The following is a 23,023-nucleotide window of genomic DNA, read 5'->3' on the forward strand; positions in this document are numbered from 1 at the left end:
TTAATTAATAGAAAATGAAGAAGTTATTACTGCTAATTGCAATAAGTTTTACAAGCCTTGTTTTTGCTCAGAAACTACAGTCGCCAAACGGAAAATTCGTTATGAATTTTTCTGTTCAGAGTGGTGGTTATCCATCCTATCAGTTAAATTATAAAGGAAAAGAGATTGTAAAACCGAGTAAACTTGGATTTGTGTTGACGACCAAAGATGCTCAGGCAAACGATCCCCGAAATTTTTTAAATAATAATTTTGAAGTTGTTGGCTCAAAAACAGCCTCTTTTGATGAAACCTGGCAGCCAGTTTGGGGCGAGGAAAAAAGCATCAGAAACCATTATAACGAGATTTTAATCAGTCTAAAGCAAAAAGGAACAGACCGCTTAGTGGATGTTCGTTTCCGTTTGTTTGATGACGGTTTGGGATTCCGTTATGAGTTTCCACAACAGAAAAATCTGGTTTATTTTACCATTAAAGAAGAAAAAACCCAGTTTGCAATGACAGGAGACCATACTGCCTATTGGATTCCAGGAGATTATGATACTCAGGAATACAATTATACAACATCCAAACTCTCCGAAATCCGAGGACTAATGGATAAAGCTTATCAAAAGGGGAATGCTTCTCAAACCTCATTTTCGCCAACTGGTGTTCAGACTTCATTGATGATGAAAACAGCAGATGGTGTTTATATCAACCTGCACGAAGCAGCTTTAATAGATTATTCTTGTATGCACCTTAATTTGGATGATAAAAATCTGGTGTTTGAATCTTGGTTAACGCCAGATTCTCACGGCGACAAAGGTAAAATGCAAGCGCCACGACACACACCTTGGAGGACGATTATCGTGAGCGATGATGCCCGTAAGATCTTAGCATCTAGAATGACTTATAACCTGAATGACCCTAGCAAAATCACCGATACATCGTGGATTAAGCCAACCAAATATGTTGGAGTTTGGTGGGAAATGATTTCCGGGAAAAGCAGTTGGGCTTATACCGATGAGTTTCCGTCTGTACAATTAGGAATCACCGATTATGCCAAAGCTAAACCAAATGGAAAACACGGTGCTAATAACTCAAATGTAAGACGATATATTGATTTCGCTGCGAAAAACGGATTCGATGCCGTTTTGGTAGAGGGCTGGAATACTGGCTGGGAAGATTGGTTTGGGAACGATAAAGATTATGTTTTTGATTTCTTAACACCTTATCCAGACTTTGATATTGCCGCACTTAATACTTATGCCCATTCAAAAGGGGTAAAGCTCATTATGCATCACGAGACTTCTGGAGCCGTAAGAAATTACGAAAGACACTTGGATGAAGCCTATAAGTTAATGAACAAATACGGCTATGACGCCGTAAAAAGTGGTTATGTAGGAAACATCCTACCTTTAGGCGAAACACACTACAGCCAGTGGACGAACAACCACTTTCAGTATGCGATAGAAAAAGCGGCAGATTATAAAATTATGGTCAATGCTCACGAAGCTGTTCGCCCAACAGGTATTGCGAGAACGTATCCAAATCTTATCGGGAACGAAGCTGCAAGAGGAACAGAATATCAGGCTTTTGGTGGTGACAGAAACAACCCGAACCACGTAACAATCTTGCCTTTTACCAGATTAATTGGTGGACCTATGGACTACACACCCGGGATTTTCCAGATGGATGTTACCAATGGTTCCCACGTTAATGCGACTATCGCCAACCAATTGGCATTATATGTAACGATGTACAGCCCATTACAAATGGCAGCGGATTTCCCTGAAAATTACGAGAAGTTTGCCGACGCTTTCCAATTTATCAAAGATGTGGCGGTAGATTGGGATGAGAGCAAATACTTGGAAGCAGAACCAGGACAATACATTACCGTTGCCAGAAAAGCTAAAGGTTCTGACAAATGGTTTGTAGGAAATGTAGCCGGTTATACCCCATTTACATCAAAAATTTCTCTGGATTTCTTAGATGCCGGTAAACAATATATCGCAACCATTTATTCTGATGCAAAAGATGCGGATTATATTAAAAATCCTCAAGCTTACAATATTCGTAAAGTGATAGTGACAAATAAATCAAAATTAGAACAAATATCAGTTGCTGGTGGTGGTTATGCCATAAGTATAATACCTGTATTGAATAAGAATGAAACTAAAGGATTATTAAAATTATAATCTAAGGATTTAGTTTTCAATGATTAATTTGATTTAGCAACATTTATAGATATTTGGTATACAAATTTTTTTTATTATGTTTTAATACCAATATAAAATTTTATATACAACGATAGAGAAAGTGCAAAAAAACACTCGTTTCAGAGTGGTTGGACTTACTCTATCGTTGTATCTTAAAAAGATGAAACATTAGAATTAAAAATTTAGTTTATTTAATTAGATAAAGTCTCTACTTTCTACTGCAATACCTAACTGAAAAAGTGATTTTACACCATATAATTTTTTCAATCTTTTAATTGTACGACTTCCAATAGCGTCCTAAATAAAAAAATAAGAAGGAATTAAAGTAACTCAAAGTATCTTTGAGGTTGCACAACAAAAAAACCTTCTTATGGATTCAAAATTAACATTATTTTCCCAAATCATTTCAAAAATAGACCGAGGGATTTTCAAAAAAATAGTAATTGAGAAGAAAACCGATTACCGAAATAAAGGATTTGATAGTTGTAACCACTTAGTTTCTATGCTTTTCTGTCATTTTGCCAAAAGCACTTAGGTTCGGGACATTTCCAACGGGCTTCGCAGTGCCATAGGAAACCTGAATCATTTAGGGATAAAAACAGCACCTTCCAAATCTTCTATTAGCTACCAGAATGGAAAACGAGATGCAGATTTGTTTAAAGACGTGTATTTCAAACTATTAGAACAATTAGGACAGCACACGAAAGAAAGACGGATAAAACTCAAAATAAAAGTTCCTGTCTATTTATTAGATTCTACCCTTATTTCTCTATGCCTGTCTTTGTTCGATTGGGCAACATATCGAACTAAAAAAGGAGCCGTGAAAATGCATACCTTACTTGAATATGACGGGAAACTTCCTGTTTATGTGAATATTACCAAAGGAAGTGTTGCTGATAACAAGGGAGCGGAAAACATTCCTTTGGAAAAGGGAGCAGTCATTGTTGCAGACCGATTCTATAACGATTTTCCAATGCTCTCTATTTGGGACAGCAAAGGTATTTTCTTCGTAATAAGACATAAAGAAAATCTGAAATTTGAAACTTTACAGGAACGAGAACTTCCACCAAAAGGAGCTCAAAGCATCCTAAAAGACGAAGAAATAGTACTCTCAAATCCTTTATCCAAAGAAAAATATCCAAAAAAATTAAGAAGAGTGGCTATTTGGGATAATGAAAACAAGCAAACCATTGAAATGATTTCCAATAATTTCTCTTGGGCTGCTTCTACCATAGCAGAATTATACAAGCAAAGATGGCAAATTGAGATCTTTTTTAGAGATATCAAGCAGTTGCTTCACATCAAAACCTTCATTGGAACTTCTGAAAATGCAGTGAAAATCCAAATCTGGACTGCACTTATCTCTATTCTCATTCTGAAATACCTGAAATCCATCGCTAAATATAATTGGCAATTATCAAATCTGGTAGCTTTTATCCGATTGAATATTTTTGTTAAAATTAATCTTCAATTTTGGCTCGACAAACCATTTGAGCAACCGCCTGAAACCCCCAAAAACTATTATCAAGGGGTTCTTTTTTGAAATTAAATGTAAAGCTAAATGTAAAATAGGTATTTAGGCTGTTTCTATTTTTAATAATTTTTTTTTTAGGACAGTATTGAAACTTCAAAAATATTTCCTACATTTGTACTGTTTTACTTTATAATGCACGGTAATTTAAAAATACTATTCCTTTCCTTTACACTCGCGTTATTTCTGGCGCCGGGGATATCTTTAGCTTGCAGCAAAAAGGAGAAGCAGCTTTTTAAAAACCGGGCACATACGGAAACTTTCATCAAACAGTCATTCGCGACGATCCACCCATCTTGCGACAGTGGCGATTGCAAAGACGAATGCTGTCACCCCAAATCACACAATTGTCAAACTGAAGGATGCTCAGGAAACTGCAGCGGAAACCTTTGCAGTTCTGCTCAATACACTTTTTTAGCGGATAGTAAATTTTTAGAGGATTTTAAAAATGAAGACTCCGGCTATTATAGCAACAATTCCAATTTCTATTATCAGAATCCCCATTACTCTGGTGGATTCCATACCGTTTGGATACCGCCCAAAATAGGGTAATACTTCTTTCTTACAGCCCGAGTTATGTCCGGTCGTGAAGTGTTTTTAACACTTTATCCCTGATGACTTATCAGCGCTGTATATTCCTTTGAACTTCAACTTTTCCTTTAAAAGTAAATCTTTCACAAAAGATTTTCCTTTTGGAGCGAGGACTCTTTTGAAGATCTGAATGTTCGTAAGCAGTTTCTTAACAAGGAAACTTAAAATTAACCTGTAATCTAAAATTTAATGAAAAATATTCTTTTGGGAATACTGGCTTTTGCATCGGTATTTCTCGTTTCCTGCAACAATTCAAAAGCTGAAAACACCCAAATCTCGGTCGCAAAGTTCACCACCGGCGACATTGTTCCGCACGATCAGGTATGTATGGTAAATAACGCCTATATGGGTAAAAAACAACTCGAAGTACAGCACGAAGGTAAAACGTATTACGGCTGCTGCGAAAACTGCAAACTGAGAATCCCGCAGGAAGAAAATGCACGAATGGCATACGATCCGATTTCTCATCAACTCATCGATAAAGCAACCGCAATTATAGCGATATCCGATAAAAACGACAATGTCGTGTACTTCGAAAACAAAGCAAACTACGAAGCCTTTTTTAATAAATAATAAATAACCTTTAAACTTATAAAATAATGAAAATACTAGTATTCAGCCTTTTGGCAATCGGAACATTGGCACTCACTTCTTGTAAAGAAAACAAAGAACAGAAAAGCACTACTGAAACATCCATGCAGCACGATATGAGCATGATGTCTGACAATTCAACAATGGGCGATATGCCTATGGATGAAAAGGTAACCGTGATTGACGCAAAAAAAACTTCCGCAAATCTTACAGAACTCTATTCCCATTACACCCACCTTACATTTGCACTCTCAGGTGATGATGATAAAGAAGCAGTTAATACAGCCAAAGGAATTCTGGAAGCATTGCCTAAAATAAACAAAAACGGATTTTCCGCTGAACAGAAAAAAGAATATGCAGAACTGGAATCAAGCATTAAGGAACACGCACAGCATATTGCGGATAATGCCGGAAACATTGATCATCAGCGCGAACATCTGGATTTAATGAGTGAAGATTTTTACGACCTGCTGAAAGACTTCGGAACATCAAAAACGGTGTACAAAATATTCTGCCCGATGTATAATGACAACAAAGGGGCCTTCTGGCTCAGCGATTCACGCGAGATCAAGAACCCTTATTACGGCAAAAAAATGGCTTCATGTGGTGAGGTTCAGGAAGAAATTAAGTAAATAGATTCTAAATCATGATTCAAAATTTAATCAAACTCTCCCTCCGCAACAGGTATTTCGTTTTGCTGATTGCAATCGGCCTTTTTATCTGGGGTATTTTTGCGGTAAGGGACAATCCCATCGATGCCATTCCGGATCTGAGTGAGAACCAGGTCATCGTTTTTACCGAGTGGATGGGCAGAAGTCCCCAGATTATTGAAGATCAGGTGACTTTTCCTCTGGTCAGTAACCTTCAGGGAATTCCGAAAATTAAGAACATCCGCGCCTCTTCCATGTTTGGGATGAGCTTCGTATATGTTATTTTCGAAGATAATGTGGATATATATTGGGCCAGAACCCGCGTAATGGAACGGCTCAATTATGCGCAGCGTTTACTCCCACAAGATGTCACCCCTACGCTCGGACCGGATGGCACCGGTGTTGGTCACGTTTTCTGGTACCATTTTGATGCACCCAAAATGGATTTGGGAGACCAGCGCGCACTCCAGGACTGGTACGTGAAATTTGCCTTGCAGACGGTTCCCGGTGTCGCGGAAGTGGCATCCTTTGGCGGCTTCGAAAAACAGTACCAGCTTATCGTAGATCCTGTAAAATTGCAGTATTACAACGTCTCCCTCATGGAGGTGATGAATAAGGTAAAGGCTAACAACAACGATGTAGGGGGACGGAAATTTGAGATGGCCGATATGGCCTACGTCATCCGTGGACTTGGTTACATTAAGAATGTAGCCGATATCGAAGAAATCGCGGTGGGAAATTACAACGGTATTCCCGTGCGGGTGAAAGATATTGGCTCGGTACAAATGGGTGGAGATCTTCGGCTGGGTATTTTTGATGCGGACGGTGAAGGTGAAGTCGTGGGCGGTATCGTGGTGGCACGGTATGGCGAAAATGCGGATAAGGTCATCAACGATGTGAAAGAGAAAATGAAGGACGTTGAAAAAGGACTCCCTGAAGGCGTCACCTTCAAGACATCGTACGACCGCAGTACGCTGATTGAAGGGGCAATAGACAATATTAAAACCAAGCTGATTGAAGAAATTATCGTGGTGGCAATCATTGTTATTCTGTTCCTATTCCATTGGCGAAGTGCATTGAGCATCATCATTCAGATTCCAGTCACCATTGCCATCAGTTTTATTCTGCTCAATGCGTTTGGACTTTCCTCCAATATCATGTCCCTTACAGGAATTGCGCTGGCAATTGGGGTGATCGTGGATAACGGAATTATCATGTCTGAAAATGCATATAAAAATCTCTCCGATTGGCAGAACCATCAACAAAATAAAACCCCCTAACAATGAAGACCAACTGGTTTAAAAATATATTCAGAAAAAAAGAGAAGGAGAAAGACAGTTACGTTAAAATTCCCGAAGACATTCGGTTGAAGATTATCGAAAAATCATCCTTACAGGTATCCAGAGGCGTATTTTTTTCTACGGTAATCATCGTGGTTTCTTTTCTCCCGGTATTTATGTTGACCGGTCAGGAAGGTAAACTTTTTCATCCGCTGGCGTACACTAAAACATTCATCCTGATTGTTGATGCAATCCTGGTGCTTACCCTTGCCCCGGTGCTCATCTCCTTTTTCATGAAGGGAAAATTTAAGGACGATAATAAAAACCCAATAAACAGAGGCTTGGAACGGATTTACGAACCGCTGATAAGATGGTGCATGAAATGGAAAAAAACCACGCTGGGAATTAATATTTTGGCACTGCTCATCAGTATTCCAATGATAATGAACCTTGGACGTGAGTTTATGCCGCCTTTGGATGAAGGATCCCTGCTCTTTATGCCGGTTACCCTTCCCGATATTTCAAACTCTGAAGCCAAAAGATTACTGCAGGTACAGGATAAAATCATTAAGGGAATTCCGGAAGTGGATCATGTCCTCGGAAAAGCCGGAAGAGCCAACACGGCGACAGATAATTCACCCATCTCCATGATTGAAACCATTATTTTGTTGAAACCGCAAAGCGAATGGCGCGAGGGCAAAACAAAAGATGATCTCATCAATGAGCTGAATGCCAAACTGCAGATTCCAGGCGTAACCAATGGCTGGACCATGCCGATTTCCAACCGAATCAATATGCTTTCAACCGGGATCAGAACGGATGTGGGCGTAAAAGTATACGGACAGAACCTGGACAGTATTGCCGTCCTTTCAGAAAAGATTAAAAAGGAACTCACAGGAATTGAAGGGATCAAGGACATGTATGTCGAACCGATTACCGGCGGAAAATATGTGGACATTCAAGTGAAACGCGAAGAAGTAGGAAGATACGGGCTAAGCGTGGATGATGTAAATGCAGTCGTAGAAAGTGCCCTTGGCGGAATGAAACTAACCACCACCGTCGAAGGCCGACAGCGATTCTCGGTAAACGCCAGGTACGGCCAGGATTTCAGAAATAATCTGGAGTCACTGAGAAGACTGCCTATGCAGACCATGGAATTTGGTTCCATCCCACTGAGTGCAGTGGCGGACATCCGCCTTACAGAAGGTCCACCAATGATTAATTCTGAAAATGCCATGTTACGCGGAACTGTTCTGTTCAACGTCCGTGATCGGGATTTAGGCAGTACCGTAGCAGAAGCACAGAAAAAACTCAACAGCATGGTCACCAAAATGCCTAAAGGCTATTTCGTGGAATGGAGCGGCCAGTATGAAAACCTGATTCGGGGTGAGCAGACCTTAAAAATGATTATGCCACTGGTATTGGTCGTGATTTTCCTCTCCATGTATTTTGCATTCAATTCTTACCGCGAAGCTTTTTTTAATCTCATCAGTATTCCTTTTGCATTAATCGGGGGCGTTTTTATGATTTCGATTTGGGGGGTGAACCTTTCCGTAGCAGTAGCAGTAGGATTTATTGCCCTATTCGGACTTGCGGTGGAAACCGGAATCGTGATGGTCATCTACCTGAACGACGCCATGGTTCAGCTTATTGCAAAAAATGGCAACTCAAGGGAGACCATCACCAATGAAGAACTTCGTGAATATGTCATTCATGGTGCAGCCAAAAGATTAAGACCAAAGATTATGACGGTTTGCGTGACCCTCTTCGGGCTTGTACCCATCCTGTGGAGCCACGGCGTGGGAAGTGATATGATGAAACCAATCGTATTGCCGATGGTTGGTGGTGTTTTCACTTCGGCCATTCACATCCTTTTGGTAACACCAATTATCTTTTATATGCAGAAGGAATGGGAACTGAACAAACTAGGGAAAATTGACGTCCTCGACGCTGCCCATTAATCCTTAAATGATTACAAAATGAAAAAATTAATAATAACAGCAGTACTGGCCTTCCTTTACACTACCATTGATGCTCAGCAAATGTCCCTGCCCGCAGTAATGGACAGTATCGCAGCCAACCATCCGGTGGTAAAAATGTACAATGCCGAAATCCGGTCAATGGATGCTGCCGCAAAAGGAGCAAGAAGCTGGATGCCTCCAACCGTAGGAGCAGGTTTCTTCATGACGCCCTATAATGCAAAACTCTGGCAGCGCGACGGCGATATGCTCGGCATGGGCTCAGTAGCAGTTTCGGTGGAACAGATGTTTCCTAACAGAAAGAAACTCAACGCCAACGAAAATCTGATGAAGGCAATGTCTGCTGTAGAAAAGGAAAAACTTTATGCCGCCCTCAATGAAAACTTTCAGGATGCAAAAAAACTGTATTACAGTTCCATTGTCCTGGATAAAAAGCTGAAGGTCGTTAAGGAAAACGAAAAGATGCTGGACTTTATGATTAGAAACGCCGAAATCCGGTACAAAAACGGACTTTCCAAAATATCCGCCTATTACAAAGCCAAAGCGGCCCTCGGAAGTTCAAAAAACATGCAGCTCATGTATGAGAATGACCTGCGCGTCAACCGCATCCGGTTGAATGCCCTCATGGGAAGAGACGCGTTCGCACCGCTGGAAATCCTGCCTGAGTACAACTTGAACGATTATTCCCTGAAGACCTTTGGTCAGGATCTTTTTGAGCAGAACAGAAGTGACTTGCGTGGCATCGACCGGGAAATTAATATTGCCAGACTCAAACAGGATCTGGAAAAGCAGAATCTAAAGCCGGAATTTGGCGTAAAGTTCGAAAACATGTTTGGTTTTGGTGGCCAGCCCATGCAGTTTTCTCTGATGCTGATGGCAAAACTGCCTTTCGTATCCTGGGCTTCAGGCATGAATAAAGCCAATATTGAAAGCCTGAAACTGAAAGAAGAAGCCTTGCAGGCACAGAAAGAAATGATGGTGAACGAATACAGCGGAATGGCCTACGGAATGCGCAATGAACTGGATCTGAATAAAAATCAGCTGAAACTCTATGAAGACACCATTATTCCGGCCTTAAAAAACAACTACAAATCCATGCAGTTGGGCTATGAGCAGAATACGGAAGAACTCTTCATGTTATATGACGCATGGGAACAGCTGAATATGGCCCAACTGGAATATTTCGAGATCCTTACCAAAGCACTGCAGACGCAAACTGAAATTGACCGCTTAATTGAAAGAAGATGAGAAAAATTATAATATTCACTATGCTTTTATTTGGTTTGACGGCGTGTGACAAAGTTAAGTTCTGGGAAGATAAGCACTCGGCAGAAGCTGCAATGCATACTTATACCTGTCCGATGCACCCGGAAGTGATTTCAGACAAACCCGGCAAATGTCCCAAATGTGGGATGGATTTGGTCCTGAAAGATGCCCCTGAAAAAAAGGAAGAGGGGATTAAACTCGACGATCTGTTGAAACCAACCAATGAATTTGTAGTGTCGGAACAGCCCGTAATAAAAGTAAAAAGAGAAAACATACCCACCACGGTTGATGCTTTAGGGACGGTAGAATACGATACTCGACAGATTGGTAGTATTTCCTCACGCGTTGCGGGCCGTATCGAGAAACTCTATGTGCGGTATAAATACCAGAAAGTGTCCAAAGGCCAGCGTATTTTAGATATATACAGCCCGGAACTTTTAACCGCACAGCAAAACCTGCTCTTCGTTATTAAAAATGACCGCTCAAACAAAACAATGATCGATGCTTCACGCCAGAAACTCCTTCTTTTGGGAATGCCGGCTTCACAGATACAGAAAGTCATCCAGCGAGGGAAACCTGATCTCACAGTTCCGGTTTTCAGCAATTACAGCGGACACATTCAGCAGGCAGGATCGGCCGGAAGCATGGGGTCATCACCACAATCTGCACCCGCAATGGCTTCAAATACGGCAGCCACCGCTGAACTACCCCTAAAAGAGGGAATGTATCTCCAGAAAGGACAGAATATTTTCAGTGTCTACAATCCCAACAGAACCTGGGCCCTGATCAATATTTTCTCTGAAGACATTGCACTGGTCAGCAAAGGACAGTCAGTCATGATCATCCCGGAAGCCAATCCTGAAAATCGCTTCAAAGGAACCATCGGTTTTATTGAACCCTTTTTCAGGCAGGGCAGCAAAACCGTAACGGCGCGCGTCTATTTTGATAATTCCACCGCAAAAATTCCTGTCGGAAGTCAGGTTAAAGCGGAGATTATGAGCCACAACAGAATGGCAGATTGGCTGCCGAAATCAGCGGTGGTTTCTTTGGGGATTGATAAAATAGCGTTCAAAAAAGTTGAAGGCGGTTTTATTGCCCACAAGGTTGTTACCGGCGCGGTGGTAGGCGATAAAATTCAGATCGTCAGTGGTTTGCTTCCTGAAGATGGAGTTGCCGAAAATGCACAGTACCTGATGGACAGCGAAAGTTTCATAAAAATTAACAGATAAAAATTGATAAGATGAAATTTAATATTTTAATGCTGGCCTTGCTGGTTTTTCTTTACTCCTGTAAAAAGGAGGAAGATCCGCATGCCGGCCACGATATCTACTACACCTGTTCCATGCACCCGCAGGTAGTCTCCGATAAACCCGGAAAATGCCCCATTTGTCACATGGATTTGGTGCCTGTGGAGAAGAAAAAGAATGCGGATCCTAACGAAATTGTTTTGAATGACGAGCAGGTTAAACTTGGGAATATCAAAACAGTCGCGCTATCTGATGGGTCTATGGCCGACAAACTTACCCTGACTGGAACACTCAATTTTAATCAGTACCAAATGCAGGCAGTAAGTTCCAGAGTAATGGGCAGAGTTGAACGGTTGTATTATAAAAACATTGGCGATTTTGTTCCGAAGGGGGCGCCGTTGGTCGATATTTACAGTGAAGAACTCAATAATGCAAAGCAGGAATATTTGCTGGCATTAGAAAGACGCAAACTGTTTGTCGGCAATACTTCCATTGATTTTGATCAGTTGCTCCAAAGTTCCCGCAACAAGCTTTATTTATGGGGAATGTCCGAAGGCCAGATCAAACAGCTGGAAAGATCAGGAAAAGCCACGCCAACCACTACTGTGTTCAGCAATGCAGCCGGTTACATCACCGATCTGAGCATTGCCGAAGGCGATTATCTTGCCGAAGGTGGCACCATCGTGAATCTGGCAGATCTTTCATCGCTTTGGGCAGAGGCGCAGGTCTATTCTTCCCAAATGGCTCTCCTTCAGAAAGACAGCAAGGTCACCGTATATATTCCCGATCTGGATAATCTGAAGATTAATGGGAAGGTTGATTTTACAAACCCTGAAATAAGCGCCTCCAGCAGGATAAATCTGGTCCGCGTTTCCGTCCCCAACCAAGGAAATCTCCTGAAACCCGGAATGCCGGTATATGTTCTGGTGGAAAACAAATCCCGCGATGGCCTTTCAATGCCTGTGGATGCAGTAATCAGGGATGGTAAATCCTCCACGGTCTGGGTGAAAACCGCGAAGAATACCTTCGTAAACAGAATGGTGGAAACGGGTCTCGAATATGAAGACAGAATAGAAATCACCTCCGGAATTAAAGCGGGAGACGAAGTGGTGGTTTCCGGGGCTTACCTGCTGAACAGTGAATACATATTCAAGAAAGGAGCTGATCCCATGGCGGGTCACGATATGAGCACCATGTAATATGAGAAAATTGAATATGATAGGCTGGCTGGCGGTGCTAGTGGTGGCTATTGTTTTAGTCATTCAGGTCATACCGGTGGAGCGAAATGTCTCCACCGTTCCGCCAGGTCAAAGTTTTGAAAAAACCGAAAAGGTGCCCGCCAACGTGGCTGCAATCCTTAAAGTTTCCTGCTATGACTGTCATTCAAATAATACCCGTTATCCCTGGTATTCGGTATTACAGCCGGGCGCGTGGTTCATGGCCCGGCATATTAAAAAAGGCAAAGAAGAACTCAATTTTGATGAGTTCAATAACTATTCAAAAAGACGTAAAAAAGCAAAAATAAAAAGCATAATTAGCCAGATTGAAAAAAAAGAAATGCCTTTAAAATCTTATCTACTGTTGCACAGTGATTCCAAATTAACAGCAGAGGAAAGAAAGATGCTGTTAGATTTTTTTACTTCAAGAACAAACCCACAATAAACCGAAAATCATGAAAAAATACACCTGTCCCATGCATCCCCAGATATTGAAGGACGAACCGGGGAAATGTCCACTTTGCGGAATGAACTTAATTCCCTTGGGAGGAACCGCCCGACCTGAAAAAGACGAACACAGCCATCATCATCAGAATCATGATCATCACTTAGAATCTGATAGTTCAGCGGCGGGATTTGACAAACATGCAGGTCATCATACTCCGGATTTTCTAAAAAGATTCTGGATTACACTGGTACTTTCTGTCCCGGTGCTGCTGCTTTCCCACATGATTCAGCAGTGGCTTGGTTTCACCATAGCTTTTCAAGGCGATAAATACGTGCTGTTGGTTTTGGGAAGTATTATTTATTTCTACGGTGGAATGCCTTTTTTCAAAGGGTTTTTGGGCGAAGTGAAAGCCGGAGCTATTGGGATGATGACGCTCGTTGCTTTGGCGATTACCGTAGCTTATGTCTATTCCGTTGCCGTCGTATTCGGGCTGCCGGGCATGGATTTCTTTTGGGAGCTCGCCACCCTAATTGTCATCATGCTTCTGGGTCATTGGCTCGAAATGCGTTCACAGATGGCAGCTTCAAAAGCGTTACAATCCTTAGTGGCATTGCTACCAAATGACGTAACCGTCGAGCATAACGGAAGTCCGGTTAAAATAAAACTGGAACAGCTGAAAAACGGAGATACAGTAATCATAAGACCGGGCGAAAAAGTCGCCGCTGACGGTCTGATTGTCGAGGGCAGTTCCTATTTAAATGAAAGCATGCTGACCGGAGAAAGTGTTCCTGTAAGAAAAGAGTCCGGTGGAAAGGTTATCGCAGGGTCTATCAATGGAGACGGGGCTTTAAAGATAAAAGCAACAGGGGTTGGAAAGGATTCGTACCTCAATAAGGTCATTAATTTGGTTCAGGATGCGCAGGCAGCAAAGTCGAACACTCAGAATCTGGCGGATAAAGTAGCCAAATGGCTTACTATAGTAGCAATTGTGGTGGGAGTAGGAACTTTCGCTTACTGGTACATCACCATGGGAGATTTGGCTTTTGCTCTGGAACGGATGGTAACGGTAATGGTAACGGCCTGCCCTCATGCTTTAGGAGTGGCAATCCCTCTGGTGGTGGCCATTTCCACTACACTTTCAGCGACAAATGGTTTACTCATCAGAAACCGCACGGCTTTTGAAACCACCAGAAAATTATCGACCATTATTTTCGATAAAACCGGCACCCTTACGAAAGGTTCCCACACTGTGCAGAAAATCATTCCTCTAACGGAACACTATTCGGAAAACGATTTACTCCAGTATGCAGCAGCAGTGCAGCAGAACTCCGAACATCACATTGCAAAAGGAATCATGCAGACCCTTTCTGAGAAAAAACTGGAGCTATGGAAGTCAGACAATTTCCGCTACATGCAGGGAATTGGAGTTACAGGAATGGTTAGTGGTAAATCGGTAGTCGCGGCCGGTCCTAATTATTTTGTTCAAAACAATAAACAGGTACCTGCCATTCCGGAAGAAATCAACCAGGATGCAGAAACAGTGAACTTTATTCTGATTGATGATGTGCCAGTGGGTATTGTTTCTTTAGCAGATACCATTCGCGAAGGCGCAAAAGAAGCTATTGACCAACTTCGAAGCATGAACATTAAATCATTCCTGCTTACAGGTGATAACGAAAAGGTAGCGGCGGCGGTGTCAAAGCAATTAGGAATGGACGGATATTTGGCAAATGTACTTCCGCACCACAAACAGGAAAAAGTAAAAGAATTTCAGGATAAAGGGGAAATCGTTGCGATGACAGGTGACGGCGTAAATGATGCACCGGCTTTGGCAGCAGCAGATGTAGGCATTGCAGTTGGCAGCGGAACTGATGTTGCTGCCGAAACCGCAGATATTATTCTGGTCAACAGTGACCCTCTAGACGTGGTGAAAATGATAGATTTTGGAAAGAAAACCTACAACAAGATGATCCAGAATCTCGTATGGGCAGTGGGCTACAACGTCGTGGCTATTCCACTTGCTGCGGGTGTTCTGTATCCTACATTTGTCCTGAGTCCAGCCATGGGTGCTGTACTGATGAGTGTCAGCACCATAGTGGTTGCCATTAATGCAAGTTTGTTAAAAATTAAATAATCACAAAATGAAATACCTACTATCGCTCTTAATGTTTGTGGCAATATCCATAAATACCTATTCACAGAGCACCAAAACTGTTTACACCTGCCCGATGCATCCGCAGGTGGTGAAATCAGCACCCGGTAACTGCCCCATTTGCGGTATGACCCTGGTGAAGAAAACCCTTACTGAGAAAAAAACGGCGGCCAAATCCGCGCCCGCTCCTAAAAAGGCCACCGCAGTTAAAAAAACTACGATTCAGAAACCTGAAGTGACCCCTGCAAAAACAAAGACAAAAGCGGAAGTTAAAAAACCGGTGATGCCAAAGACTAAAGCAGTACCGAAAGATCCAACAAGCGTCAAAACGCCGGAACATTCAACAACTGCTCCCCATCCGCATGAAGCAGCGCAAAAGATGTACACTTGTCCGATGCACCCCGAGGTGGTTTCGGACAAACCCGGAAAGTGTCCCAAGTGCGGTATGAATCTGGTCCCTCAGAAGGAAAGCGGCCGGCATCAGGCTACCGGCAAAACCCCGGAACATCAAACTTCAGATGCGCATCAGCATGAAGAAGCGCAAAAGATGTACACCTGCCCGATGCATCCCGAGGTGATATCGGACAAACCCGGAAAGTGTCCCAAGTGCGGTATGAATCTGGTGCCTCAAAAAGGAAAGAAGGAAGATCATTCTGCACATGGAAACATGCAGATGCATAGTGAACACAAAATGGTCATGCCGATGCCTGAAAAGCACCTAAAAGGCGGACGCAAAGTGACCTACCATCTTTATGTGAAAGACACCCTGGTAAATTTCGCGGGCAAACAGAAACGCGCCATTGCCGTAAACGGGCAGATTCCGATGCCAAAGCTGGAGTTTTATGAGGGCGATACGGCGGAAGTGATTGTCCATAATTTAATGGATGAAGAAACTTCTCTGCACTGGCACGGTCTTCATCTACCAAATAAAGAAGATGGGGTTCCCTGGCTTACCCAAAAACCCATTCCACCCAAATCCACTTATACATATTCCTTTCCCATCATCCAAAACGGAACCCACTGGTATCACTCACATACTGGTCTGCAGGAGCAGATTGGAATGTATGGGATGATGATTCTGAAAAAACGTCCCGAAGATCCTACTTTCCGACCGGGGATTGATAATTTGCCCACGGAGCACCTTATCCTGAGCGAGTGGACAAACCTGAACCCCAATAATGTTCAGCGGATGCTCCGCAATGCGAACGACTGGTTCGCAATCAAGAAGGGCGCTACGCAGAGCTATTCTGAAGCCATAAAACAGGGACATTTCAAAACCAAGCTTACCAATGAGTGGAAGCGCATGCTGGCCATGGATGTGAGCGACGTTTACTATGACGCATTTCTGGTTAACGGGAAAACCGAAAGCCAGCTGGCAGGATACAAAGCCGGTGACAAAGTGCGGCTTCAAATTGCCAACGGCGGTGCTTCCTCCTATTTTTGGCTCAATTATGCAGGAGGAAAAATTAAAGTAGTGGCCAGTGATGGATTGGACATTGAACCGGTAGAAGTTGACCGTCTGATCCTTGCGGTTTCCGAAACGGTGGATATCGTAGTGGAAATTCCTGAAAAAAACACCTCCTACGAACTCCTTGTTACGCCCGAAGACCGCACAAAATCGGCTTCCGTTTACATTGGCGAAGGAATTAAAAAAGCCCAGGCACCCTTACCCAAACTCAAATATTTTGAAGGAATGAAGATGATGAATGACATGATGAAGATGAACGGTGACATGAAGGATATGGGCATGGAGATGAGTTACCAGACCATGGATATGAATCAGGTGATGTATCCTGAAATTATTGCTGAAAATAATGAAGCAATGCCAATGGACAAGATGGACAACAATGATGCGGAAATGGATCATTCAAAGCACCAGATGCCTGCGTCAGGGATTACGACATTGAATTACGGAATGATGAAGTCGCCCTATGACACTTCACTCCCGAAAGACAGTCCCGTGCGCGAGCTCAAGTTTACCCTTACGGGAAACATGAACCGCTACGTTTGGAGCATGGACGATAAAGTTCTGGCAGAATCGGACAAAATATTGGTGAAGAAAGGCGAAATTCTCCGCATTACTCTATTCAATAATTCGATGATGCGCCACCCGATGCACCTGCACGGATTTGATTTCCGCGTACTCAACAAAAATGGTGTTCAGGCACCCCTCAAAAATGTGTTGGATGTTATGCCCATGGAAACCAATGTCATAGAATTTGAAGCAAAAACGGATGGGGACTGGTTCTTCCACTGTCACATCCTCTATCACATGATGGCAGGGATGAACCGTGTTTTTGCAGTAGGCGATTATCAGAATCCTTTGCTGCCGGATAAAGCTTCAGCTTATAAAAAACTTCAGCGCGAAAGTAACATGTGGCACCTGATGGCCGAAAACGATTTCGCCACCAATGGTAACGACGGGATGGCGAGAATTTCAAATGCCCGCTGGGAATTGGGAACAGAATGGCGTTTAGGTTACAATCCCCATCACGGCTACGAGGTGGAAACCCAACTCGGCAGGTATGTGGACCGTATGCAGTGGCTGAAACCATTTATCGGATTTAACTACCATTATAGAAAGATTGACAGGAATAATATCGAAAAAAACCTTTTTGGACAGGCATCTACTAAAGATGAAAGAAAAACTTTCAGCGCTGGTATCATGTATAAACTCCCGATGTTGGTGGACCTGCAGGCAGAAATATTTACAGACGGAATTGTAAGGTTCCAGCTGAAACGTGAAGACATTCCGTTGACTGCGCGTTTGCGCGGGGCATTCATGGTCAATACCGACAAAGAATATATGGCAGGTCTTAAATATATCGTCACAAAAAATATCGGAATCTCAACCCACTACGACAGCGATATGAGCTGGGGTGCAGGGATTACACTGAACTATTAAAGGAGTTTTTAGTGTGTCAATTTTAAAGAGTGCAGCTGCCAAATAAAGACCGGTTGCACTCTTTTTTACAGCGTATAACGACCGCCGGAACCACAGATTCTCATGAGGCAAACAATACCAGCCTACAACCTGAGGAATCATTGCAGTAATATAAGCTAAGACATAAGTTCAAGTAAATATATTTTTATTAAATTAGCACCGTGAAAATTTTTTCCTTTTTTCTTTCCTTATTCTTCATGGTACTAACGATGGTACCATGCAGCGATGCTGCGAAAGGTTTAGGCGAAAAAGTTTGTTTGGCAGAAAACGTTCATTTAGAGCAAGGTCAGGATCAGCATGCTGATCTTTGTACGCCTTTCTGCGTTTGCAACTGTTGTGGAATGTCAATGACTGTCATGCTGCTGAAAAAATTACTCCCTGAGAAGATTGCTCTTTTAATTAAAGACACTCTTCCTGAAAAGAATTACAACTACGCAGTCCTCCATACTGTCGGTATCTGGCAACCTCCCAAAATAGGTTAATTCTCTTTCCTTCGGATTCCTTCCGTAGGACATTACGACTATCTGATAGTCGCTCATTTTCGTAGACAATACGGAACATGCTTTTCTTGTCAATTAACCTTAATTTTTACAAATGCTATATAAAATTATACAGTTTAGTGTAAAGAACAAGTTCATTATTGGGCTCATGACTTTTGCACTAATCCTTTGGGGGGTGTATAGTGCTACTAAACTCCCGCTGGATGCCGTACCCGATATTACAAATAATCAGGTACAGATCATTACCAGCACACCAACATTAGCCGCACAGGAAACAGAACAGTTGGTTACCTTTCCAATTGAGCGGAGCCTCGCAAACATTCCCGGAATTACCGAAATGAGATCGATCTCAAGATTTGGTCTCTCAGTGATTACTGTGGTTTTTGATGAAAGCGTCGATGTGTATTTTGCACGTCAGTTGATAACTGAAAAACTGAAAGAAGCTGAAGAAAACATCCCTAAAGGTATTGGTACGCCAGAAATGTCTCCGGTATCCACCGGCTTAGGTGAAATTTACCAATATGTGATTCACCCTAAAAAAGGGTCAGAAAACAAATACTCTCCTACAGACCTTCGAACGATGCAGGATTGGGTGATTGCCCGGCAGCTTTACGGTACACCGGGTGTTGCTGAAATTAATAGTTTCGGCGGAAAGCTTAAGCAGTATGAAGTAATTATCAATCCATACAGACTTAAGGCAATGAATGTCTCCATTGCTGATATTTTCACTACCCTTGAGAAAAATAATCAAAATACCGGCGGTGCTTATATTGATAAAAAACCAAATGCATATTTTATCCGGGGGATTGGCCTGATTTCCTCTTTAGATGATATTTCTAATACCGTAATAAAAACGGTTAATGGCATTCCGGTGCTTATAAAAGATGTCGCAGAAGCCCGCATCGGCAGTGCTGTCAGATATGGTGCCTTAACTTATAACGGCGATAAAGAAGCAGTCGGTGGCATTGTAATGATGCTGAAAGGCGAAAATTCAGCGGAAGTAGTGAGCCGGGTGAAAGAAAAAATGCTCACTATTCAAAAGTCACTTCCTGCCGATATTATCGTGGAACCATTCGTGGACCGTTCTAATTTGGTCGACCGTGCTATACGCACCATAGAAACAAATTTAGTCGAAGGGGCACTCATCGTTGTTCTTGTTTTGGTTCTGTTTCTGGGGAATCTTCGGGCCGGGCTTATCGTAGCTTCTGCAATACCTTTGTCGCTGCTTTTTGCCCTCGGGATGATGAACGTCTTTGGAGTGAGTGCAAATTTGATGAGTCTTGGGGCAATTGACTTTGGACTTATTGTAGATGGCGCCGTAATTATTGTTGAAGCTACCCTGCATTTTCTGGCAGTCCACCACCGATCTCAGAAACTGTCTCAACATACGATGGATCAAGCCGTACAGTCAAGTGCAAAAAAAATGATGAGTTCGGCAGCGTTTGGGCAGATTATCATCCTCATCGTTTATCTCCCGATTCTTTCACTTCAGGGGATTGAGGGTAAGATGTTCGTCCCTATGGCAGAAACGGTGTCTTTTGCAATTATAGGGTCATTAATTCTCTCCCTTACATATATACCAATGATGTCTGCCCTGTTTCTGTCTAAGAATATTAGCACAAAGAAAACCTTCGCAGACAGAATGATGGCCAGTGTCCACAATTTCTATATTCCGCTGTTGCAGAAGGCCATTGCGTTTAAATATGCGGTTGTCGGTGCCGCAGTTGCTTTGCTGGCTGTTTCGCTATTCTTATTTTCGAGGATGGGAGGTGAATTTATACCACAACTTCAGGAAGGCGATTTTGCGGTACATTGCATACTTCCACAAGGCACCTCTCTTTCCCAGAGTATTGAAACTTCAATGCAGGCAAGCCGCATTTTAAAATCTTTTCCTGAAGTGAACACGGTGGTGGGTAAAACCGGGAGTGCAGAAGTCCCCACAGATCCGATGCCTCCTGAAGCAACTGACCTTATCGTTACATTAAAACCCAAAAAAGAATGGAGGGACAGTGGTAAATCTTATCAGGATTTGAGCGCTGAGATGATGGAAAAACTCAAAATGATTCCGGGAGTATTCTTTGAAGTCTCACAGCCGATACAAATGAAATTCAACGAGTTAATGACTGGGGTACGGCAGGATGTGGCGGTGAAAATATTTGGTGAAAATATTGACACGCTTGCTAAACTCGCACCCGAAGTTGCAAAAGTGGTTCAGACAGTGCAGGGAGCTACGGAACCACAGATCGAGCAGACTGTTGGTTTACCGCAAATAACAATAACGTATGATAGAGCAAGGCTCGCCTCTTACGGTCTCAATATCGAGGACATAAACCATACCGTAAGTACTGCGTTTGCTGGCGAAACTGCTGGCGTAGTGTTTGAGGATGAAAAGAAATTTAATTTGGTTGCACGTCTGGACAGTGTAAACCGTAGTTCAATTGAAGACGTCAGCAATCTGTTTATCCCAACCGCCAATGGTGTGCAAATTCCGCTCTCTCAGGTAGCAAAAGTTCAATTTAAAGAAGGACCGGCGCAAATCAGCCGTGAAGATGGAAAGCGCAGGATCGTCGTAGGCTTTAATGTGAAGGATAGAGATGTTGAAAGTGCAGTAACCGAAATCCAGCAAAAACTGAATGACGCAAACATTCTGCCTGCAGGCTATTACTATACGTATGGAGGAACATTCGAAAATTTGAAGCAGGCCTCTTCACGACTGCAAATAGCGGTTCCTGTAGCATTAGCCCTTATCTTTCTTTTGCTTTTCTTCACCTTCCGCAACTTCAAAGACAGCATTCTTATTTTCACCGCAATACCAATGAGTGCTATTGGTGGGGTCTTTGCCCTGCTGATTAGGGATATGCCATTCAGTATTTCAGCAGGAGTCGGCTTTATTGCGCTATTTGGGGTAGCAGTTCTTAATGGCATTGTTCTGGTAAGCACCTTCAAGGATCTTCAGAAATCTGGAGTTAATAATATTATTCGAAGGGTAATTCAGGGAACCAGTATACGGTTACGTCCAGTGCTAATGACCGCAGCAGTAGCTTCATTCGGATTTTTTCCCATGGCTTTTTCTAATGGTAGCGGTGCAGAAGTACAGAGGCCATTGGCAACAGTAGTAATTGGCGGTTTGGTAACAGCAACCTTCCTTACCTTATTTGTCTTACCCCTACTGTATATCATATTTAATTCTAAGAATCAAATCAAAAACAAATTGAGAAATAGTAAAAACACGTCGTTTGTAGCGCTGGTAATTTTACTGTGCTCTTCCGCAGGTGCACTTACTGCGCAGGAAAGAATTTCACCAAATGACGCGGTGAAAATAGCGCTGGAAAATAATCTGCAGTACTCGGTAAACAGTGCCCAGGTAAATAAAGCTTTACTGGAAACTAAAACTGCACGTGAAATTCCCAAAACCGGCATCTTTGTAGAAAATGAGGATATGAGGCCTAGTGATCCCGACGGCGATTTTAAAATTGGAATCCAGCAATCCGTCCAGTGGCCGGGCTTATATAAGGCGAAAAGAAAGTATTTTGAGGAGCAGTTGAAATTTCACCAGCTGAATAAAAGCATGTTGGACGCAGTGATAAAAAGGGAAGTAAATACTGCTTTTTATCAGTTGTGGTACCTTCAGGATGTTGGTAAGCTCTACCAAAAACTTGATGAGTATTATACGTCCATGTACAAAGCAGCAAATCTTCGTTTCAAAACCGGCGAAGCTGCTGGTCTCGAAAACATTGCTGCGGAGGCACGGATGAAAGAGCTCCAGGCTCAGAGACAGCAAAACGAACAGAATATTTCGGCACAGCAGCAACAACTCAGTCTGTTTCTTAATAGTCAGGTGCTATACTTGCCGGAAGACACAAACTTGCAGAAATTGGATTTGGAAGATTTACCATCAGACAGTTTTCATCCCTCATTGGCTCTGCAGCAGCAGAATATAGAAATAGCAAGGGCGAATATAGAGGTTCAGAAAATGCAGAACAAACCTGACTTTTCGGGAAGAATATTTTCCCAGAGATTATACGGAATGAAGGATCCCATAACAGGCTTTTCAGTAGCTGTAGAATTTCCCATTTTTGGAAAGACTGCTTACAAAGCCAAATTGCAGTCTGCAGAAGCCGAGGTCGAAATTCAACAATCTCAGCTGCGCTATCAGGAAAATCAGTTCGCGGCACAAACCCGCTCCAGCTATACTGAAATTCTGAAAGCTGCTGAAATGCTTAAATATTATGAAAGTATAGGTTTGAAACAGGCAGACCAAATTTTCGATGCGGCAATGCTGAGTTACAAAGCTGGGGAAATAGGGTTTTCTGAAATGCACCAGTTTTTCACCCAAGCTATAGACATTAGAAAAAACTATTTGATTGCACTGAACGAATACAACATGGCAGTAATACAATATAACTACTATATTAAAAATTAAGGATCCAAAAGA

15 protein-coding genes are annotated in these 23,023 nt (G+C 42.4%); all 15 read left to right on the forward strand.

The annotated features are described in order from the left end of the window. Positions 1-14 precede the first annotated feature (14 nt). A complete protein-coding gene (locus C3729_RS06900) occupies positions 15-2,171 on the forward strand; it encodes a glycoside hydrolase family 97 protein (protein WP_104793477.1) in 2,157 nt (718 codons plus the stop codon). A gap of 391 nt (positions 2,172-2,562) precedes the next feature. Beyond that, positions 2,563-2,727, forward strand: coding sequence for a DUF4372 domain-containing protein (locus C3729_RS13370; RefSeq protein WP_260204486.1), 165 nt, complete (start codon positions 2,563-2,565; stop codon positions 2,725-2,727). Positions 2,728-2,736: 9 nt separating this feature from the next. Then, positions 2,737-3,735 carry an IS4 family transposase gene (locus C3729_RS06905; protein WP_317615412.1) on the forward strand — a complete coding sequence of 333 codons (999 nt, stop codon included), beginning with the start codon at positions 2,737-2,739 and terminating at the stop codon, positions 3,733-3,735. Positions 3,736-4,503: 768 nt separating this feature from the next. Continuing rightward, positions 4,504-4,887, forward strand: a complete 384-nt coding sequence (locus C3729_RS06910; RefSeq protein WP_069797733.1) for a hypothetical protein — start codon at positions 4,504-4,506, stop codon at positions 4,885-4,887. A 26-nt stretch (positions 4,888-4,913) separates the two neighbouring features. Further along, positions 4,914-5,537, forward strand: coding sequence for a DUF3347 domain-containing protein (locus tag C3729_RS06915; protein ID WP_104793478.1), 624 nt, complete (start codon positions 4,914-4,916; stop codon positions 5,535-5,537). Positions 5,538-5,551: 14 nt separating this feature from the next. Next, the gene (locus tag C3729_RS06920) at positions 5,552-6,835 is read left to right on the forward strand and encodes an efflux RND transporter permease subunit (protein WP_069797737.1); all 1,284 of its coding nucleotides are present in this window, start codon (positions 5,552-5,554) and stop codon (positions 6,833-6,835) included. A gap of 2 nt (positions 6,836-6,837) precedes the next feature. Further along, the gene (locus C3729_RS06925; protein WP_069797739.1) at positions 6,838-8,796 is read left to right on the forward strand and encodes an efflux RND transporter permease subunit; all 1,959 of its coding nucleotides are present in this window, start codon (positions 6,838-6,840) and stop codon (positions 8,794-8,796) included. An 18-nt stretch (positions 8,797-8,814) separates the two neighbouring features. Next, entirely contained in the window at positions 8,815-10,062 is a 1,248-nt protein-coding gene (locus C3729_RS06930) for a TolC family protein (protein WP_104793479.1), read from the forward strand. Beyond that, positions 10,059-11,309: an efflux RND transporter periplasmic adaptor subunit gene (locus tag C3729_RS06935; RefSeq protein WP_234111124.1), complete on the forward strand. Its 1,251-nt coding sequence runs from the start codon at positions 10,059-10,061 to the stop codon at positions 11,307-11,309. Before C3729_RS06930 ends, C3729_RS06935 begins: the two co-directional genes overlap by 4 nt. Before the next feature lie 11 nt (positions 11,310-11,320). Continuing rightward, positions 11,321-12,526 carry an efflux RND transporter periplasmic adaptor subunit gene (locus tag C3729_RS06940; protein ID WP_104793480.1) on the forward strand — a complete coding sequence of 402 codons (1,206 nt, stop codon included), beginning with the start codon at positions 11,321-11,323 and terminating at the stop codon, positions 12,524-12,526. 16 nt (positions 12,527-12,542) lie between these two features. Then, on the forward strand, positions 12,543-12,989 hold the full coding sequence (locus C3729_RS06945) for a heme-binding domain-containing protein (RefSeq protein WP_260204487.1): 447 nt from the start codon (positions 12,543-12,545) through the stop codon (positions 12,987-12,989). A gap of 10 nt (positions 12,990-12,999) precedes the next feature. Beyond that, the gene (locus C3729_RS06950) at positions 13,000-15,126 is read left to right on the forward strand and encodes a heavy metal translocating P-type ATPase (RefSeq protein ID WP_104793482.1); all 2,127 of its coding nucleotides are present in this window, start codon (positions 13,000-13,002) and stop codon (positions 15,124-15,126) included. 7 nt (positions 15,127-15,133) lie between these two features. After that, positions 15,134-18,049 carry a multicopper oxidase domain-containing protein gene (locus tag C3729_RS06955; protein WP_221404903.1) on the forward strand — a complete coding sequence of 972 codons (2,916 nt, stop codon included), beginning with the start codon at positions 15,134-15,136 and terminating at the stop codon, positions 18,047-18,049. Positions 18,050-18,249: 200 nt separating this feature from the next. Further along, positions 18,250-18,570 carry a DUF6660 family protein gene (locus C3729_RS06960; RefSeq protein WP_133159951.1) on the forward strand — a complete coding sequence of 107 codons (321 nt, stop codon included), beginning with the start codon at positions 18,250-18,252 and terminating at the stop codon, positions 18,568-18,570. A gap of 112 nt (positions 18,571-18,682) precedes the next feature. Further along, positions 18,683-23,011 (forward strand): CusA/CzcA family heavy metal efflux RND transporter, encoded by a 4,329-nt coding sequence (locus tag C3729_RS06965; RefSeq protein ID WP_104793484.1) that lies wholly within the window; start codon positions 18,683-18,685, stop codon positions 23,009-23,011. The last annotated feature ends 12 nt before the right edge of the window (positions 23,012-23,023 follow it).

Origin of the sequence: Cloacibacterium normanense (assembly GCF_002943105.1) — a bacterium.
Taxonomy (GTDB): Bacteria; Bacteroidota; Bacteroidia; order Flavobacteriales; family Weeksellaceae; genus Cloacibacterium.

Coding starts and splice junctions, on each gene's coding strand:
- C3729_RS06900 (WP_104793477.1), top strand. CDS start 15: ATGAAGAAGTTATTACTGCTAATTGCAATAAGTTTTACAAGCCTTGTT.
- C3729_RS13370 (WP_260204486.1), top strand. CDS start 2,563: ATGGATTCAAAATTAACATTATTTTCCCAAATCATTTCAAAAATAGAC.
- C3729_RS06910 (WP_069797733.1), top strand. CDS start 4,504: ATGAAAAATATTCTTTTGGGAATACTGGCTTTTGCATCGGTATTTCTC.
- C3729_RS06915 (WP_104793478.1), top strand. CDS start 4,914: ATGAAAATACTAGTATTCAGCCTTTTGGCAATCGGAACATTGGCACTC.
- C3729_RS06920 (WP_069797737.1), top strand. CDS start 5,552: ATGATTCAAAATTTAATCAAACTCTCCCTCCGCAACAGGTATTTCGTT.
- C3729_RS06925 (WP_069797739.1), top strand. CDS start 6,838: ATGAAGACCAACTGGTTTAAAAATATATTCAGAAAAAAAGAGAAGGAG.
- C3729_RS06930 (WP_104793479.1), top strand. CDS start 8,815: ATGAAAAAATTAATAATAACAGCAGTACTGGCCTTCCTTTACACTACC.
- C3729_RS06935 (WP_234111124.1), top strand. CDS start 10,059: ATGAGAAAAATTATAATATTCACTATGCTTTTATTTGGTTTGACGGCG.
- C3729_RS06940 (WP_104793480.1), top strand. CDS start 11,321: ATGAAATTTAATATTTTAATGCTGGCCTTGCTGGTTTTTCTTTACTCC.
- C3729_RS06945 (WP_260204487.1), top strand. CDS start 12,543: ATGATAGGCTGGCTGGCGGTGCTAGTGGTGGCTATTGTTTTAGTCATT.
- C3729_RS06950 (WP_104793482.1), top strand. CDS start 13,000: ATGAAAAAATACACCTGTCCCATGCATCCCCAGATATTGAAGGACGAA.
- C3729_RS06955 (WP_221404903.1), top strand. CDS start 15,134: ATGAAATACCTACTATCGCTCTTAATGTTTGTGGCAATATCCATAAAT.
- C3729_RS06965 (WP_104793484.1), top strand. CDS start 18,683: ATGCTATATAAAATTATACAGTTTAGTGTAAAGAACAAGTTCATTATT.